Origin of the sequence: Streptococcus ruminantium (assembly GCF_003609975.1) — a bacterium.
Lineage (GTDB): Bacteria > Bacillota > Bacilli > Lactobacillales > Streptococcaceae > Streptococcus > Streptococcus ruminantium.
The window spans coordinates 1,444,070-1,462,054 of record NZ_AP018400.1 but is presented as its reverse complement, the minus strand read 5'-3'; the positions used below and the strand labels follow the sequence as shown (position 1 = coordinate 1,462,054).

General features: G+C 39.8%; 17 protein-coding genes. 14 read left to right on the top strand and 3 right to left on the bottom strand.

Translation table 11 applies throughout. The annotated features are described in order from the left end of the window. Positions 1–11 precede the first annotated feature (11 nt). The 5 genes from pyrH (at position 12) to SR187_RS06925 (ending at position 3,953) form a co-directional block, all read left to right on the top strand. Complete coding sequence (pyrH, locus tag SR187_RS06945; protein ID WP_029751462.1) at positions 12–746, top strand: UMP kinase; 735 nt, start codon at positions 12–14, stop codon at positions 744–746. 54 nt (positions 747–800) lie between these two features. Further along, positions 801–1,358, top strand: coding sequence for a ribosome recycling factor (frr, locus tag SR187_RS06940; protein WP_024532996.1), 558 nt, complete (start codon positions 801–803; stop codon positions 1,356–1,358). A gap of 144 nt (positions 1,359–1,502) precedes the next feature. After that, positions 1,503–2,357, top strand: a complete 855-nt coding sequence (gene cvfB / locus SR187_RS06935) for an RNA-binding virulence regulatory protein CvfB (RefSeq protein WP_120171963.1) — start codon at positions 1,503–1,505, stop codon at positions 2,355–2,357. Between the two features lie 267 nt (positions 2,358–2,624). Beyond that, complete coding sequence (locus SR187_RS06930; protein ID WP_120171962.1) at positions 2,625–2,840, top strand: YozE family protein; 216 nt, start codon at positions 2,625–2,627, stop codon at positions 2,838–2,840. A gap of 78 nt (positions 2,841–2,918) precedes the next feature. Further along, complete coding sequence (locus tag SR187_RS06925) at positions 2,919–3,953, top strand: PhoH family protein (RefSeq protein WP_120171961.1); 1,035 nt, start codon at positions 2,919–2,921, stop codon at positions 3,951–3,953. A gap of 467 nt (positions 3,954–4,420) precedes the next feature. On the opposite strand, the gene SR187_RS06915 is transcribed toward SR187_RS06925, so the two are convergent. Then, the gene (locus SR187_RS06915; protein ID WP_024532583.1) at positions 4,421–5,059 is read right to left on the bottom strand and encodes an MBL fold metallo-hydrolase; all 639 of its coding nucleotides are present in this window, start codon (positions 5,057–5,059) and stop codon (positions 4,421–4,423) included. Positions 5,060–5,257: 198 nt separating this feature from the next. On the opposite strand from SR187_RS06915, the gene SR187_RS06910 reads away from it, so the two are divergent. Beyond that, positions 5,258–7,804: a bifunctional DnaQ family exonuclease/ATP-dependent helicase gene (locus tag SR187_RS06910; protein WP_120171959.1), complete on the top strand. Its 2,547-nt coding sequence runs from the start codon at positions 5,258–5,260 to the stop codon at positions 7,802–7,804. Positions 7,805–7,903: 99 nt separating this feature from the next. Beyond that, positions 7,904–8,695, top strand: a complete 792-nt coding sequence (gene proC, locus SR187_RS06905; RefSeq protein WP_024532585.1) for a pyrroline-5-carboxylate reductase — start codon at positions 7,904–7,906, stop codon at positions 8,693–8,695. A gap of 247 nt (positions 8,696–8,942) precedes the next feature. Here the strand turns inward: proC and SR187_RS06900 are convergent, their stop codons facing one another. Beyond that, entirely contained in the window at positions 8,943–9,347 is a 405-nt protein-coding gene (locus tag SR187_RS06900) for a TetR/AcrR family transcriptional regulator (RefSeq protein WP_024532586.1), read from the bottom strand. A gap of 304 nt (positions 9,348–9,651) precedes the next feature. On the opposite strand from SR187_RS06900, the gene SR187_RS06895 reads away from it, so the two are divergent. Next, positions 9,652–10,500, top strand: coding sequence for a DegV family protein (locus SR187_RS06895; protein ID WP_120171958.1), 849 nt, complete (start codon positions 9,652–9,654; stop codon positions 10,498–10,500). Between the two features lie 69 nt (positions 10,501–10,569). Here the strand turns inward: SR187_RS06895 and SR187_RS06890 are convergent, their stop codons facing one another. Then, positions 10,570–11,841, bottom strand: coding sequence for an aminotransferase-like domain-containing protein (locus SR187_RS06890; protein WP_120171957.1), 1,272 nt, complete (start codon positions 11,839–11,841; stop codon positions 10,570–10,572). Between the two features lie 118 nt (positions 11,842–11,959). Between SR187_RS06890 and yaaA the strand changes: the two genes are divergently transcribed. From yaaA to SR187_RS06860, 6 genes are all read left to right on the top strand, one after another. Beyond that, a complete protein-coding gene (yaaA, locus tag SR187_RS06885) occupies positions 11,960–12,703 on the top strand; it encodes a peroxide stress protein YaaA (protein WP_120171956.1) in 744 nt (247 codons plus the stop codon). Positions 12,704–12,795: 92 nt separating this feature from the next. Continuing rightward, entirely contained in the window at positions 12,796–14,241 is a 1,446-nt protein-coding gene (gene cpsA / locus SR187_RS06880; protein WP_120171955.1) for an LCP family glycopolymer transferase CpsA, read from the top strand. A gap of 20 nt (positions 14,242–14,261) precedes the next feature. Then, positions 14,262–14,951, top strand: coding sequence for a YveK family protein (locus SR187_RS06875; protein WP_120172490.1), 690 nt, complete (start codon positions 14,262–14,264; stop codon positions 14,949–14,951). A gap of 9 nt (positions 14,952–14,960) precedes the next feature. Beyond that, positions 14,961–15,656, top strand: coding sequence for a tyrosine-protein kinase (locus SR187_RS06870; RefSeq protein WP_120171954.1), 696 nt, complete (start codon positions 14,961–14,963; stop codon positions 15,654–15,656). A 40-nt stretch (positions 15,657–15,696) separates the two neighbouring features. Beyond that, positions 15,697–16,428 (top strand): capsular polysaccharide biosynthesis protein Cps4B, encoded by a 732-nt coding sequence (gene cps4B / locus SR187_RS06865; RefSeq protein WP_120171953.1) that lies wholly within the window; start codon positions 15,697–15,699, stop codon positions 16,426–16,428. Between the two features lie 167 nt (positions 16,429–16,595). Next, positions 16,596–17,972 carry a sugar transferase gene (locus SR187_RS06860; RefSeq protein WP_120171952.1) on the top strand — a complete coding sequence of 459 codons (1,377 nt, stop codon included), beginning with the start codon at positions 16,596–16,598 and terminating at the stop codon, positions 17,970–17,972. The last annotated feature ends 13 nt before the right edge of the window (positions 17,973–17,985 follow it).

Sequence of the window (17,985 nt, the reverse complement as noted above, 5' to 3'; positions counted from 1 at the left end):
AGAGGAGAGAGATGATGAAACCTAAATACGAACGTATTCTAATCAAACTATCTGGTGAGGCTTTGGCTGGTGAACGTGGGGTTGGAATTGACATCAAAACTGTTCAGAAAATAGCCAAGGAAGTTCAGGAAGTCGCAGCATCAGGTGTTCAGATTGCTCTTGTTATCGGCGGTGGTAACCTCTGGCGTGGGGAACCTGCTGCGGAAGCAGGTATGGATCGTGTTCAGGCAGACTATACGGGCATGCTTGGGACAGTCATGAATGCTCTTGTGATGGCAGATTCACTCAAACAGCTAGGAGTGGATACACGTGTGCAGACAGCAATTGCTATGCAGTCTGTAGCAGAGCCCTATATTCGAGGTCGTGCTCTTCGTCACCTTGAAAAAGGTCGTATTGTTATCTTTGGTGCAGGTATTGGTTCGCCATACTTCTCAACAGATACAACAGCAGCTCTTCGTGCAGCAGAAATCGAGGCAGATGCTATCTTGATGGCTAAAAATGGTGTCGATGGTGTCTACAATGCCGATCCTAAAAAAGATGCCAATGCTGTCAAGTTTAACGAATTGACCCATCGTGAGGTCATCAACCGTGGTCTTAAAATCATGGATGCAACAGCTTCAACTCTCTCAATGGACAATGATATTGATTTGGTTGTTTTCAATATGAATGAAGCTGGCAATATCAAGCGTGTTGTCTTTGGTGAACCAATTGGTACGACAGTATCAAATTCTACAGAAGAAAAATAAATTTTTGAAATAAACGCTACATTTTATTGAATCAAATAAAAAGAAGGAAATCCTATGTCTAAAGAAATTATTGCAAAAGCACAAGAACGCATGAATCAGTCCCATCAGAGTTTGGCACGTGAGTTTAGCCATATTCGTGCTGGTCGTGCCAATGCCAGCTTGTTGGATCGTATTTCGGTAGAATACTACGGTGCGCAGACCCCGCTCAATCAGTTAGCAGGTATTACGGTGCCTGAAGCACGGGTTTTACTGATTACACCGTTTGATAAATCAATCCTAAAAGATATTGAGCGTGCTCTGAATGCTTCCGATCTTGGCTTGACACCACAATCTGATGGTACAGTGATCCGCTTGGTTATCCCTGCTCTTACAGAGGAAACACGTAAGAATTTGGCTAAGGATGTGAAAAAAGTTGGTGAGAACTCAAAAGTTGCCATCCGCAATATCCGTCGTGATGCTATGGATGAGGCGAAAAAAGCTGAAAAAGCTAAAGAAATTACAGAAGACGAATTGAAGACTCTTGAAAAAGACATCCAAAAAGTAACCGATGATGCCATCAAGACGATTGATAAAATGACCGCTGACAAGGAAAAAGAATTGTTGGAGGTATAATCTAGCCATTTTTCCTAATTGGTTAGAAACCCAAAAAACTATTTCATCTTAGGTGCTGTCTATCCCCTAGGAATGACTCAAATAATGAAATCTAATGAGGGGAGTTAGACGGACTCTCCTTTTTTAGTCAGAAAGAAGAAAATCATGAATGATTTATTAGCACACTACATCGTCGGTTTAGTGACTGATGAGAATGATCAATTTTACTTTGTTCAAAAGGAAGGCATGACTTTTGCGCTGTCAAAAGAAGAGGGGGAGCATGCCCTTGGACAATCTGTGAAAGGCTTTGCCTATACAGATATGCGACAGAAGCTACGTTTGACAACTAGAGAAGTAGGGGTAACTCGCACTAGTCTCGGCTGGGGGATCGTCACAGAAGTTCGTAAAGATCTAGGGGTTTTTGTAGACACAGGCTTGCCAGATAAACAGGTAGTTGTTTCTTTAGATGTATTACCTGAACTCAAGGAATTATGGCCCAAAAAGGGTGATAAATTGTATGTTAAGTTGGATGTTGATAAGAAGGATCGCCTCTGGGCTTTGCCTGCTTTTCAGGAAGATTTCCAGAAGCTTGCTGGTCCTGCTTATGATAATATGCAGAATCAAAACTTGCGAGCCATCGTTTATCGTTTGAAAATGAATGGAACCTTTGTCTATCTACCTGACAATAATATGTTGGGTTTCATCCATCCGAATGAGCGTTTTTCAGAGCCACGTTTGGGTCAGGAATTGCAAGTTCGGGTAATCGGCTATCGTGCGGTTGATCGCACTCTCAATCTCTCCCTTAAACCCCGCTCATTTGAGATGTTAGAAAATGATGCTCAGATGATTTTGACTTATCTGGAAAGCAATGGAGGATTTATGACCTTGAATGATAAATCTGCTCCGGAAGACATCAAAGCCACCTTTGGTATTTCCAAAGGTCAATTCAAAAAAGCGCTCGGTGGTTTGATGAAGGTTGGTAAGGTTAAGCAGGATCAATTTGGTACCGAATTGACCTAGAAAATCATGCCGATAGTATGTAGATGAGTTTCTCCTTTCAGGTGGCGAGAAGAGGAGAGTGGGATGGAAAAGGCATATCATTTTTGATAATGATCTCCAACAGTTGCAATCCTAGAGAGACTGTAGAAGGGGAGAAAGTGAATATTCCTTACTAGTCTCCCCAGAGAGCTACTAATGATGGGTTATGGTATAAGCGAGCAACTATTTGAAAAATAATGATGCTTGTGTCAAATTTTATAGGGAAAATTCTATTAGAAAGTAAGAAGAGTGAGAAGAAGTTTTTATTCTTGGTTGATGACCCAGCGCAATCCTAAAAGTAATGCACCTGTGGCAATTTTAGCAGATTATGTTTTTGAGGAATATGATTTTCCAAAGCAGTCAAATGATTTTGATGCAATCAGTCGCTTTTTGGAAGAGTCGGCTAGTTTTTCTTTCTCCATGTCCGATTTTGATGCGATATGGGAAGATTATTTGGGTCATTGATGAATATGATAGGACAAAATAGCTCGTTTTGAGCTATTTTTGCTATAATAGAGAAAAGCACAGGAAAAGGAGTCTATCTTGCAAGAACATTCGATTGATATTCAACTGAATCATCCAGACGACCTTCTTAGTCTGTTTGGAACCAACGAACGCCATCTGCGTCTGATGGAACAAGAACTAGGAGTGGTCATCCATGCACGAACAGAGAAAGTTCAAATTGTTGGGCAGAAAGACCATGTTGAGCAGACTCGTCTCGTTATTCAATCTCTTTTAGTCTTGGTTAGTCGAGGATTGATGATCAGTACCCCAGACGTTGTGACAGCCATTTCGATGGTGAAAAATGATGAGATTGAAAAATTTGTCGCACTTTACGAAGAAGAAATCATCAAAGATAACTACGGAAAACCGATTCGTGTCAAGACTCTCGGTCAAAAGCTCTATGTAGACAGTGTTAAACGCCATGATATTGTTTTTGGCATTGGTCCTGCGGGTACAGGTAAGACTTTTTTGGCGGTTACTCTTGCGGTGACAGCTCTCAAGCGTGGTCAAGTTAAGCGGATTATTTTGACGCGCCCTGCGGTAGAAGCGGGCGAAAGCCTAGGTTTTTTACCGGGAGATTTAAAGGAGAAAGTAGATCCCTACCTCCGACCTGTCTACGATGCTCTTTACCAAATTTTGGGTAAGGAGCAGACGATGCGTCTGATGGAGAGGGAGATTATTGAGATAGCTCCACTTGCCTATATGAGAGGACGCACTCTGGACGATGCATTTGTTATCTTGGATGAGGCACAAAATACCACTATCATGCAGATGAAGATGTTCCTAACTCGTCTTGGTTTTCATTCTAAGATGATTATCAATGGCGATATTAGCCAGATTGATCTCCCACGTAAGGTCAAGTCAGGCCTGATTGATGCGACTGAGAAACTGAGTCACATTTCACAGATTGACTTTGTTTATTTTACTGCTAAAGATGTAGTCCGCCATCCAGTCGTTGCCCAAATTATCAATGCTTATGAAGCAGAAGCTCTAGCTAGCAGTGGTGAGACTCGTTTTGAAACAATCAGTCAATTGGAAGAAAAACACAAAGATGAAGAGCAATCATTTTTCTAATCTTTTTCAGGTTCGTAAACTAGTAGAAAAAGATTTGCCAATGGTTTTGTCTCTTTATCAGCCAAATCCTCTCTATTTGTAACATTTTCCACCTGAATCGAGTTTGGAAAGACCTAGTAGATTGCCTTTCTAGCAAGAATTTATTGGATAGTTGCCTATTGAATTGATAGCTGGTAGCAGTCCTTGGCTTGATTATCGCCTAGATTGGTCTTTTTATGGTAAATGGTATGTTTGCTGGTCAAGGTATTAGCTCTGAAATAATAGTAGTGCTACTGAATCAGCTATTGTCTAATTTTAGGAAGGTTCATCTGGATTATACAAAAAGTAATCCACAAGCTTCTCAGCTTTTTCCGAAAGTAGGATTTTATCCTACTGGCGCAATCAAAGAGGTAGCTGGAAACAGACTACTATTTTGAAAATAAATAAGAACCTGCCTAGTTTCTAGTGGAAACTGGGCAGGTTTTGTTTTATCCTCTAAAAAATGGATTGAAGTTTTTTTCGTGTGCAATAGTAGTATGTTGACCGTGGCCTGGATGGACGGTGTAGTGGCTTGGTAGAGTAAAAATATGTTTCTTGATACCAGCAATCAGGTCATCGAAATTGCTAGTTGGCAGATCAGTTCGACCGATCGTTTCGCGGAAAAGAGCATCTCCAGTTATGACGCATTCGTCATCTGGAAAAATGAAAGATACACCGCCGATAGAATGCCCCGGTGTTGGCACAACCTTGAAATGAAAACCGTCAAGCTGGTAGTCGTGGTCATATTGAAAGACCTCTTCGGCTGGTCGGCAGACTACGTTGTCCATATCATCATGTCTCGGTAGGCCAGATAGGTTCATCTCGGGTGTGTAGAGCCAACTAGCTTCACTTTCAGCCACATAGACAGGTGGAAAATGATAGGTTTCACGTAGAATGTCCAAGCTCATGATATGATCATAGTGTGTGTGAGTCAAAAGGATAGCAGAAATTGGTTTTCCAATTTTCTCAATAGTGGAATGAATCATGTTCCAATCGCTTCCTGGATCAATAATAATGATATGTGTGTTGTTTTCAAGATAATAGGTATTTTGAAAGGCAACGGGGTTGACGGATTTGTGGATGTTCATAGGTTCTCCCTTGGTATTCAATAAAATACACATTTTAATCTAAATCTAAGACTGTATTAGTGTAACAAAAAAATAGTCATCCTTCATGTAATTTGTTTGAAGCTTTTGCCTAGAAAAAATGTGTTAGGGTGATAAGATTTGAACAGTGATGATGAGGTATGATTACTAAGAAAGTTTTAATCATGTTATAATAAATCTATGAAAGAGACTAAAACATGCAATCGGTATGCTGTTGTGGACTTAGAAGCAACAGGTACAGGGACGGATGCAAAAATTATTCAGATAGGGATTGTCATGGTTGAAAACGGGAAAATTACCGATACTTATGAGACTGATGTCAATCCTTACCATCCCTTGGATGAACATATCAAGGAGCTGACAGGTATCACAGATCAGCAACTGTGTCAGGCACCCGATTTTGGGCAAGTAGCTGGAATCATCCATGACATGATTGGAGATGCTATTTTTGTCGCTCACAATGTCAGGTTTGATGCTAATCTTTTGGCAGAGGCACTTTTTTTTGAAGGCTATGACTTACGAACACCAAGGGTGGATACAGTAGAACTGGCACAATTATTTTTCCCAACATTTGAAAAATATAGTCTAGGAAGTTTAGCTGAGTATTTGGATCTAGGTTTAGAACAAGCTCATACAGCTATCTCAGATGCCATGGCTACTGCCCGATTGCTGATAAAAATTCAAGAGAAAATAAAAACTCTCCCGAAAATGGTCATTGAGTCAGTCTTGCAGCTAGCAGATCATCTTCTCTATGAAACACGTTTAGTTATTGATGAGATGGTACCACAGTTGTCAGAAGTTGTGCGAGAGGATGTAGAAGTAGTTCATGGTCTATTCCTAAAAAAACAAGGCAAGGATAAGACTGCTTCTCACTTTTCTGAGGATTTCTTGACCAATCTGAATCTTTTGGGTCTACACGAACGCAAGAATCAAACCGCTTTTGCTCACTTGGTAGAGAAAAGGCTGGCTGATGAGGGGCACGTACACTTTATCCAAGCGCAAGCTGGACTGGGAAAAACGTATGGTTACCTTCTCCCCCTGCTTGCTAAGTCAGATCATCGGCTATTAGTAACTGTTCCGACAAAGATTTTGCAAGAACAGATTATGGAGAAAGAGGGACGAAAATTACAGGAAGTATTTAACCTCTCTATTTCTTCCCTCAAAGCTCCAAAGCACTTTATCAAGCTGGATAGCTACTGGAAAACCTTGCAGAGATGGGATGAAAATCGTTTGGTCAACCAGTTTAAAATGCATATTCTTATCTGGCTATGTGAAACTAAAACAGGTGATTTAGATGAACTCAAGCAAAAACAGCGCTATCAGAGTTATTTTGATGAGATTGCCCATGATGGAAATGTCGAGGTTGATAGTCTTTTTTGGGGATGGGACTTTTGGCAAAGATTACAAGGTCAAGCTGCTTCCAGTAGACTACTAATCACCAATCATGCCTATTTCATCAGCCATCTCAAGGATCAAGACTTTCTAATAGCCAATCGTTTAGTGGTAGTAGATGAAGCGCAGAAGTTTCTTTTGGTAGCAGAAAATTTGGCTACAGACTCCTATGACTTGTTAGATGTATTGCAATTACTACAAAGTAAGAAGGATAAGACAAATCAGCTACTGGATCAGCGCTTATATGAATCCTGTCAATTTGAGTTCAATCATCTTCTGACTCGTTTCCGCCAGTATGGTCATAGACGTGTGGAGAAGGAAGAGCTGGTTCAAGTACAACAAAATCTCTCAGAACTCAAGGATGTCGATTTAAATAAATTAGACCATTTTCTGAATGGCTATGACACTTTTTGGTTGGAAGAAAAGACAATTGAAGACAAGCGGATTGCCTATCTACGTGGTTCAAAAGACAGTTTATTGGACGTAGCCAAGTATATGCCGGTCACCAAGACTTTTTATATCAGTGCAACTTTAACCATTAGTAAGAAGGTAAATCTACCTGATTTATTGGGATTTGACCAGTTCACCATGGACTTGTTACCGACACAAGCTGTCACCAACCAGCAAATTATATTTCCAACCAACCTTCCTGATGTTTTCTCTTGGGAAAAGGAAGAGCATGCTCGCTATGTAGCTCGGCGTTTGATAGAAATAGCAGAGCTGGATTACCCTATTTTAGTCTTGTTCACTTCAATTTCCTTGCTCTTACAAGTGTCAACTATTCTAGATCAGAGCAATGTCCCCCATTTAGCTCAACACAAGCACGGTCAGGAAATGTCAATAAAACGCCGATTTGAACGTGGAGATTGCCCTATTTTGCTTGGGACAGGTCTTTTCTGGGAAGGAGTTGACTTTGCCAGTCAAGAACAACTAATCCAAGTCATCGCACGACTCCCCTTTGATAATCCAAAGGATCGTTTTGTTCATAAAATCAATCAGCATTTGCGAGAAGAAGGGAAGAATCCCTTCTATGATTACAGCCTGCCCATGATGATGATCAAGTTAAAACAAGCAATCGGTCGTACCAATCGTCATTCCCATCAAGAGTCTGTAGTTGTTGTCTTGGATCACCGTGTCCAAACAAAACGCTATGGACAGCAGATTGTTTCCTTCTTTGAGGAAGAGTACTTGCTTTCACAGATTGATGAAAGTGCCATTTGTTCGACCATTCAGCAATTTTTTGATCTAGGGGATAAGCGCTTGTCAAAGCCAGAATCGAAAAATGAGAAAGCAAAGTACAGTTCAGGTAGAGTGTCAAAGGCTGCATCAAAGTAGTCCTAAAAGGGGTAAAATGACAAGATTGGAGCCTAGTATTTTCTACCTAGGTATGATATAATTTCCAAAAATAAGCGGTAGCTGTATCAGGAGGATAGAATGAAAATAGGATTTATTGGACTGGGTAATATGGGTGCGGCACTTGCACAAGCAGTCAGCCAGCAACCAGATACCCATCTCCTGCTCAGTAACTATAATCCAACCAAGGCCAAGGACATTCAGGCTCATTTAGGCGGACAACTTTTGTCTAATAAAGAAATAGCAGAGCAGGCCGAGGTGATTTTTCTTGGGGTTAAGCCTCATCTGGTTAGAACAGTCTTGATGGATTTGCAGGAGCAGATAGATCAGACCCCATCTACTATCTGGATTTCCATGGCGGCGGGAATAACACTAAAAAGTCTGGCAGAATATATACCAGCAGATCAGCTCGTTCGTATTATGCCCAATACACCGGTTGCTATCGGTCAGGGCATGACTACCTATAGTCTGAGTAATCAAGCACTCGCTCTGCTATTAGAACAAATCCTAGAAAAATCAGGTCAAGTCCAGCAAGTGCCAGAAAGTCTCATGGATGCAGCAACTGCTATCGCAGGCTGTGGCCCAGCTTTTGTTTATCAGATGATTGAAGCGCTGATGGATGCAGGTGTACAGAGTGGTCTGACAGCTCAAGAAGCCAAGGTCTTAGCTGCTCAGACCTTATCGGGTGCAGCTAAGATGGTCTTGCAAAGTGACAAGCACCCAGCTCAACTTCGACAAGAAGTGACTTCGCCTGGTGGTTCAACGATTGCAGGCGTGGTGGCACTGGAGAAGGCAGGTTTTCGCTATGCTATTATCAAAGCAGTAGTAGCAGCCCTCAAGAAAAATAGAAAACTAGGAAAGAAGGAATCCTAGACTGAAATCTGACATTGTCGAAGTCGCATCCCAAAAGTCTGAACTTGGGATGCTTTTTATGTTCATGAAAAAGAAAGGACAGAAGGAGAATCTTTCTCAAGCCTCTCACAATCCTAGCATATATTTTGTACAAAGGGAAAGTTGATACGTCATTACAGAGTGTATTTTGTATTGCAATAATAAAAGGACCTAGTCCTCTCCAGTACAGAACTAAATCCTATCATTATAACTGCTCGGGGGACATCAGTTAGTCCCGTTTTGTTTTTTCTTTAATCCACTGACTGACATTGGACAATGCCTTACTTGAATCAGCTTTTTCCTTGCTGTGGTGTAAGAAGTCTACAAAACTTTGCTGAACCCCATCCTTTTGTACCTTGGCTTGTAAGTTTTGCCATTTTTTCTTCAGAGAAGCAGAAGTTCGCTCGTAGTAAGCCTCCAAAATTTCTTCTTTTGACTTGTAGTTGCGGTAGAAAGCATTGCGGGATACTCCAGCCTTACGAACCAACTCTGACACAGAAATTTGTCTGAGGTCTTTTTTCTCTAAGAGAAATAGCAGAGCGGTTTCGATAGATTCCTTGGTCAGCTGATTAGCTTCTTTATTTGATTGATAAAGATTTTTTAAAGATTGTGGTGAAATTTTACGAGCTACCATAATTTTCCTTTTCCGAGTGTCACATCTGAAAGAAAATGCTTTCAGATGGGGAAGTTTAATGATATAATTGTAAGTAAATAGAGACTTTTTGTCAAATAATACTCAATGAACATCAAAAATAGGCACGCTCTAGTAGTTTGAGGTGGTAGAAGTTGCGTTCGCCAAGCTGAGGATGGTTTTGCCATTTTCTAGTCTTTGTAGCAGACTGAAATCTACCGTAGAAACAGAGGTCTACTAGAGAGTTGATATCTGTGTTCTTGATTTTCATAGAGTATAAAAAAGTAAGACTAGAAATGAGAAAATTATGCCAAAATGGAAAATTGTTGTAGATTCGGGCTGCGACTATCGTCAACTGAATCACTTAGCTCCTGACACTGAATTCATCAGCGTACCATTGACGATTCAAATAGGGGAACAAGCCTTCGTGGACGATGCAAATTTGGATATTGACCGAATGATGGAAGTTATGGAATCTTCATCCTCTGCAGCAGGTTCGGCCTGTCCAAGCCCACAAGCTTATCAGGCAGCTTTCGAGGGTGCGGAAAATATTATCGTTGTAACGATTACAGGTGGTTTGTCAGGTAGTTTCAATGCGGCTCGTGTGGCACGTGACATGTATGTTGAAGAACACCCAGAAGCTAATATTCACTTGATTGATAGCCTTTCTGCTGGTGGAGAGATGGATTTACTGGTTGATGAAATCAATCGCTTGATTGGGACAGGAATGGATTTTCATCAAGTAGTAGAGGCTATCACTCACTATAGGGAACGCAGCAAACTTCTTTTTGTCTTAGCTAAGGTGGACAATCTCGTAAAAAATGGTCGTCTCAGCAAGATTGTCGGTGCTGTCGTGGGGCTTCTCAATATCCGTATGGTTGGAGAAGCTAGCAGTGAGGGGACATTGGAATTACTTCAAAAAGCGCGTGGGCATAAAAAATCTGTCATAGCAGCCTTTGAGGAAATGAAAAAAGCTGGTTATAGGGGTGGTCGCATTGTAATGGCTCATCGTAATAATGCTAAATTCTTCCAACAGTTTTCAGAGTTGGTAAAAACTACTTTTCCAACAGCCATTATTGATGAAGTTGCAACTTCAGGATTGTGTAGTTTCTATGCAGAAGATGGTGGACTCTTGATGGGATATGAAGTTGAATAAGTCTTGAAAAAGTATATAAAAAGCGCCTTGTTGGAGGCGTTTTTGTATTCAAAATAGGGAAATCTTCCTTTAAATATCTTTTTTCATTCCCAGCTTGTTCAACAATAGAATCAATCGAGATGAAAAGTCTGTGTTATAGTGCATTTGTAAAAAATCGTATTCTCGTCCAGAAAAATAACTCATACCTGCTAGCTGATGTTGAATTGCAGGTATGATACTTCCCTTATCAAGTTGGAAAGTTACGCTTTTCTTTGAGAGGCAATAAGGAATGTTCACGGAGTATTTTTCTAAACAAGCTTTCATATCAGCCAGTTGGGAATGATGTATTTGTTGAAGATGTCGTGCATTACGAGAAAACATACCGTTATCAATATAGAGGGAAAGTGCTTTTTGCATAATCAGGTTTGTGTCATAGTCAATCAATCTTTTATGCTTGATAAAGATATTATGCAGTTGCTTCGGTAGACTAACAGCACCGATTCGCAGGGCAGGAAAGAGAGTAGGAGTAAAGGACTTGATATAGATAACTCGATTGTTGGTATCCAAATAATGCAGAGGAAGACTACGATTGGAATCGAAATCTGCTAAATAGTCATCTTCAATCACATAGACATCGTACTTTTCAGCTAGCTCTAAAATAGCTGTTTTTGTTGCCGTATCGTAAGTAGAGCCAAGCGGATTATGTAAACGAGGAATGGTATAGAAGAATTGAATTCTCCCAGTTTGGAAGATTTCTTCCAATCGCTTCAAGTCAATTCCATCTAAATCTCGCTCAATAGTCTGACAGGGAATCCCCTGATGTTGAATGAGTTCTACCATCCGAGAATAAGTAGGGTTTTCCAGTAAAATATCTGTTTTATCGGAACAAATATTCATCTGTGTTAGAATATATAGAGCCTGTTGGCTACCAGCTGTTATGACTAGCTGGTCTTTTTGAGTATAGACATGATAATCCATTAAAAGACTTTGAACAGAGGAAATCAACTCAGCCAAGCCTTCTTGTTGATGGTAGTAATTAAACAGGTAATTTTCTCGACCGATTAGGCTTTCGTGTAGGCAAACTCGAAAATCTTCGTAGGGTAATTCCTGAAAAGCTTCAGGATTTAGCTCCACGGCATAATCTTGAAACTGGCGATCTTCTACGATATAGTAGCCACTTTTTTCAACAGCATAAATCTTATTTTTATACTTTAACTCTAGCATGGCCTTCTGCACGGTATCTTTACTACATTGATAGTGCTTACTTAGGCTACGAATAGAAGGAAGCTTTTCTCCACGCCTAAAACGATGTTGTTCAATTCCAGATAGAATATCTTGGACGATAGCTTGGTATTTGTTCATTTTAGACTGTCCCCCTACAGATTGTATTGTTAGCAGTATACAAAAAATGTAATAAAAAAACAACATAGGACGCGTGATTTTGGGGTAGGAATCAGATTTTTTATGATATAATTAGAAAATGAAACTGATTATTCCAAATGCTAAAGAGTTGAATACAAATCTGGAGAATTTTCCTTTTCAGGATTTATCTGAAAAAAGTGAGCCTATCTTAGAAGTGATTGGTAAGCTTAGTTTGGAAGAACTATCAGCCTTCTACAAATTGCCCGAATCAAGAGCTCAGCTAGAATTTGATCGTTGGCAGAGAATTCAATCAAGGCAGGCCAAATCCTACCCTGCCTGGCAACTATATGATGGTCTCATGTATCGCTACATGGATCGGAGAGATGTGACGGAAGAGGAAATATCCTACCTTAAAACGCATGTCCGCTTAGCAACTGCTTTGTATGGTTTGATTAACCCATTTGAACTGATTTCTCCTCATCGTCTGGATTTTCAAGGCAGTCTAAAAATCGGTCAGCAGTCTTTGAAGCAATATTGGCGCTCATACTATGATCAAGAAGTAGCTGATGATGATGTCATCCTTTCTTTAGCCTCATCAGAATTTGAACAAGTATTCTCCCCACGAACTCGAGAGAGATTGATTAAAGTCATTTTCATGGAGGAAAGAGTAGGAGAGTTGAAGATCCATTCGACTATTTCTAAAAAAGGACGAGGAAGAATGTTGTCATGGTTGGCTAAACATAATATTCAAGAGTTATCAGATTTACGAACTTTCCAGCTAGATGGTTTCCGTTATTGTTCAAAGAGGTCGACAGAGACCCAATTCACCTTTATCCGTCTGGCAGATAATGTGAATTTTTGAACAAGATAACGTTTTCCAAAGTTATACTTGGCTAGATAAATCTCCTTTTCTATGATATAATAGATAGGTTGTAAGTAAAAGGAAGGTTTTTTATGAAAAACAGACGAGGGCAATGGAAATCATCCAAGCTCAAACTAGTAAATCTGGCTCTTTGGGGACTATACACCATTACTGTGTGTCTATTTCTGGCGATTATGTATCGCTATAACATCTTAGATTTTCGATGTCTGAACTATATTGTTACAGTGATCTTGGCAGGGGTAGCGATGTTGACAGCATGGTTGATGTGGTGCAGGAAAGCACGCATGTTTACAGTGTTACTTCTTATTCTGTCTCTATTTGTAACTTTCGTTGGAATCTATGGGATGCGAGAGGTTGTAGCATTTTCAAGTAGACTCCAATCAAACTCTACATTTTCAGAATATGAGATGAGTATTCTTGTCCCAGCGACTAGTGAGGTTACAGATGTCCATCAGCTTAATCGTTTGCTTGCTCCTGCCAGCTACGATCAAGAAAATGTGTCTTCTCTGTTGAGTGATATCTCTAAAATGGAATCAGTTCAGCTAACAACAAGCCCAACTAGCTCTTATCTCACCGCTTATCGAGCAATGATGAATGGTGAGGCGCAAGCTATGGTTTTAAATGGTGTCTTCACAAATATCCTAGAAAGTGAAGATCCAGAATTTTCTTCAAAAGTGAAGAAAATTTATAGTTTTAAAATGGTTAAAGCAGCGGAGCCAATTGCTGAGCAAATCAATGGAGATAGTTTTAATATTTATATCAGCGGTATTGATACTTATGGATCTATTTCATCTGTTGCTCGTTCGGATGTGAACATTATCATGACGGTTAATCGTAAAACGAAAAAGATTTTGTTAACGACAACGCCACGAGATTCCTATGTAGCCATCGCAGATGGCGGTCAAGGACAGTATGACAAGTTGACTCATGCTGGACTCTATGGTGTTCAAGCTTCTGTTCATACTTTAGAAAATCTCTATGGTATAACTATTAGTAACTACATCCGTCTCAACTTCACCTCCTTCCTTCAGCTGATTGATTTAGTTGGTGGAATTGATGTTTATAATGAGCAAGAATTTACTAGCTTACATGGGAACTATCATTTCCCCGTGGGGGAGAATCATCTGACTGCTGAGCAAGCGCTTAGTTTTGTTCGCGAGCGTTATTCACTTGCTAATGGTGATAATGACCGAGGGCAAAACCAAGAAAAGGTTGTCACTGCCCTTATTAAAAAATTAGGCTCTCCTGAGAATCTACGCAATTATCAAGCGATTTTGTCAGGGTTGGAAGGTTCGATCCAAACGAATCTGAGTCTTGAAACTATTATAGGTCTTATCAATACCCAGTTGGAATCTGGAACGCAATTTACAGTTGAATCACAAGCTTTAGCAGGAACTGGTCGTTCAGACTTGCCATCTTATGCCATGCCGGGCTCGCAGCTTTATATGATGGACATTAACCAAGATAGCCTTGAACGAGTAAAATCAGCGATTCAGTCTGTATTAGATGGAAAATAATGAATAACTTAGGAGAAACCATGAATAAACAAGAAATGAACACAATTGAAATCGATGTTTTGTTCCTACTGAAGACGATTTGGAGAAAGAAATTTTTTATCCTGTTGACAGCACTTTTTGCTGCAGGACTAGCCTTTATTCATAGTAGTTTTTTGGTAACTCCGCAGTACGATTCGACAACTCGTATTTACGTAGTCAGTCAAAATGTTGAAGCAGGAGCTGGTTTAACCAACCAAGCTCTTCAAGCGGGGTCTTACCTAGTAAAGGACTATAAGGAAATTATCTTATCTCATGATGTATTGAGTCAAGTAAAATCAGAATTAAATTTAAAGGGAAGTTTGAAATCAAAGGTTTCTGTATCAATTCCTTTGGATACCCGTATTGTTTCTATCTCTGTACGCGATGCCAATCCAAATGAAGCGGCTCGTATTGCAAATAGCCTTCGCACATTCGCTGCAAAAAAGATTATTGAAGTTACAAAGGTGAGGGATGTAACGACACTTGAAGAGGCTGTCCCAGCGGATTATCCAACAACTCCGAACACCAGACGAAATGTTCTTGTCGGTTTGTTGGCAGGTGGTATGCTTGCAATGACTCTCGTTTTGGTTATGGAAGTGTTAGACGATCGTGTAAAACGTCCGCAAGATATCGAAGAAATATTGGAAATGCCGCTTCTTGGTGTAGTTCCAGATTCGAAGAAATTGAAGTAGGAGGAAAATATGGCAACACTAGAAATTGCACGTACGAAGCAAGAACTTGTTCACAAAACGGAAGAATATTTCAATGCTATCCGTACCAATATCCAACTAAGTGGAGAAGACATCAAAGTGGTTGGAATTACCTCTGTCCAATCGAATGAAGGAAAGAGTACAACGGCGGCGAGCCTTGCGATAGCCTATGCTCGTTCAGGTTATAAGACGATACTCGTTGACTGTGACATTAGAAACTCTGTGATGTCCGGCTTTTTCAAGCCGTTAACAAAGATTACTGGCTTGACGGATTATCTTTCAGGGACGACAGACTTATCGCAAGGTCTATGCGATACAAATATTCCAAACTTGACCGTCATTGAGTCTGGGAAAGTTTCTCCTAATCCAACTGCTTTGCTACAAAGTAAGAACTTTGAAAATTTACTAGCAACTCTTCGTCGCTATTATGATTACGTGATTGTTGACTGTCCGCCGCTAGGGATGGTGATTGACGCTGCCATCATTGCACAGAGATGTGATGCGATGGTCCTTGTTGCAGAAGCGCGACAGGTCAAACGTTCAGCCTTGAAAAAAGTTAGGGAACAGTTGGAACAAACAGGCACTCCTTTCCTAGGTGTCATCTTGAATAAGTACGATGTTGCTTCCGAAAAATATGGTGACTATGGAAATTATGGAAACTACGGGAATTATGGAAAGAAAGCCTGATTTTCTCTATTTTTAGAGTTGGATAAGTAGGTGGTAAGGTATGATTGATGTTCATTCGCATATTATTTTTGGTGTGGATGATGGCCCCAAAACACTTGAAGAAAGTGTCAATCTAATAGGGGAAGCACACCGTCAGGGAGTTCGTCTCATCGTTGCAACCTCACACAGACGAAAAGGGATGTTCGAGACTCCCGAGAAAATCATCATGGAAAATTTTATCCATGTAAAAGAGGCTATAAAGGTAGCTTATCCAGATATGGTTCTTTGCTATGGAGGAGAACTTTATTATAGTAAAGATATTTTGGATAAACTTGAGAAAAAAAAGGTTCCGACACTCAACGGGACGAGGTATATTCTTTTAGAGTTTAGTATGAATACCCCATGGAAGGAAATCCAAGAAGCAGTAAATGAAGTGATACTACTTGGACTGACTCCGCTTATCGCTCATATCGAACGCTATAACGCTCTTGCCTTCCAGGCAGAACGCGTAGAAGAGTTAATTGACAAAGGCTGTTATACTCAGGTTAATAGCAATCATGTCTTGAAACCAGGCCTAATTGGAGATCGTGCAAAAGAATTTAAAAAGCGTGTTCGGTATTTTTTAGAGCAAGATTTGGTACACTGTGTCGCAAGTGATATGCATAATCTGACAGCGAGACCTCCCTTTATGAAGGAAGCCTATATATTAATCAGAGAGGAATTCGGTGAAGAAAAAGCCAAATTGTTATTTAAGAAAAATCCTCTACTGTTATTGAAAAATCAGGTCCTGTGATATTTCTAATAGCGATGATGTAAAGTTTGATTCTGTACTGTGGATGTGAACTCAAGATGGCTTAGTGGAGTGTTACTCTAGGAGATAATAAGTGTCAGAGAATATCGATTTCGATATTTTATGAGTATACGTTCGCATATATATATATATATATATAAGGAAAGGATATGAATAATATAAAAAAATATCGTCAGCTACGCTTGGCGTTTATCGAACTAGTAGCAGTTGTTCTATCTGTTTTTCTAACTAGTCGATTTCCAGATTCTGACCTTAGTCGTACAGGCATTTTGTTAATTTTATTATTACATTTTATTGTCTTTTATATTTCTGGAATTTCGATAGATATTGAAAGTAGGGGCTACTTAATTGAGCTTGAAAAAACTTTAGTCTATAGTCTGTTATTTGCATTATTGCTGACTTTTACATCTTTTATGCTAGAAGATGGTTTTAAAATTTCAAGAAGAGGGGTTGTTTATTTTTCGACTCTTAACTTTAGTTTTATCTATATCTTGAACTGCTTAGTAAGGCGTTATAGACATATTTTTCTTACTACAGTGGAACAGCAAAGAAAGACATTGCTAGTGACGACCGGTGAGTATTTGGACCGGATGAGAGGTTTGCTTGAATCTGAGGCTTTACCAGCTAAACAGTTGGCAGGTATCGTTATCATGGGGGAAGCTGCTGGTGATATAGCACTTAATATTCCAAGGGTTTCTTATGGTGAGGCTGTAGAGTTTGCTACTCGTGAGGTAGTAGATCACGTTTTTATTAGTCTTCCAAGTGACTCTTATGATTTGAAAAACTTCGTTTCAGAATTTGAAATACTAGGCATTGATGTGAGTATTGATATCAATACCTTTGATTTTCAAGCTTTAAAAAATAAAAAAATTCAGCAGATTGGCAATCACAGTATCGTTACCTTTTCTTCCAGCTTTCATAAGCCCAGTCATATATTTTTTAAACGTTTTTTGGATATTGTTGGTGCCCTTATTGGCTTGGTTATTTGTGGTCTAGTTTCTATTCTATTGGTTCCATTGATTCGCAAAGACGGAGGTCCAGCTATCTTTGTCCAAAAACGTGTCGGGAAAAATGGTAGGATTTTTAAGTTTTATAAATTTCGTTCAATGTACATGGATGCTGAGGAACGCAAGAAAGAGTTGTTAGCTCAGAACCAGATGCAAGGAGGAATGTTTAAGATGGATAATGATCCTAGGATTACTCCTATTGGACACTTTATCCGAAAAACAAGTATTGACGAGTTGCCACAGTTCTATAATGTCCTAATTGGTGATATGAGCCTAGTAGGGACTCGCCCTCCAACAGTGGATGAGTTTGAACGCTATACTCCAAGTCAAAAGCGTCGCTTGAGCTTTAAGCCAGGAATCACCGGTCTTTGGCAAGTAAGTGGACGAAGTAATATCACTGATTTTGACGAAATTGTAAAATTAGATGTAGGCTATATTGACAATTGGACCATCTGGTTGGATATAAAAATTTTATTGAAGACCGTGAAGGTTGTTGTGATGAGAGAAGGAAGTAAGTGATTCGGTCTATTCA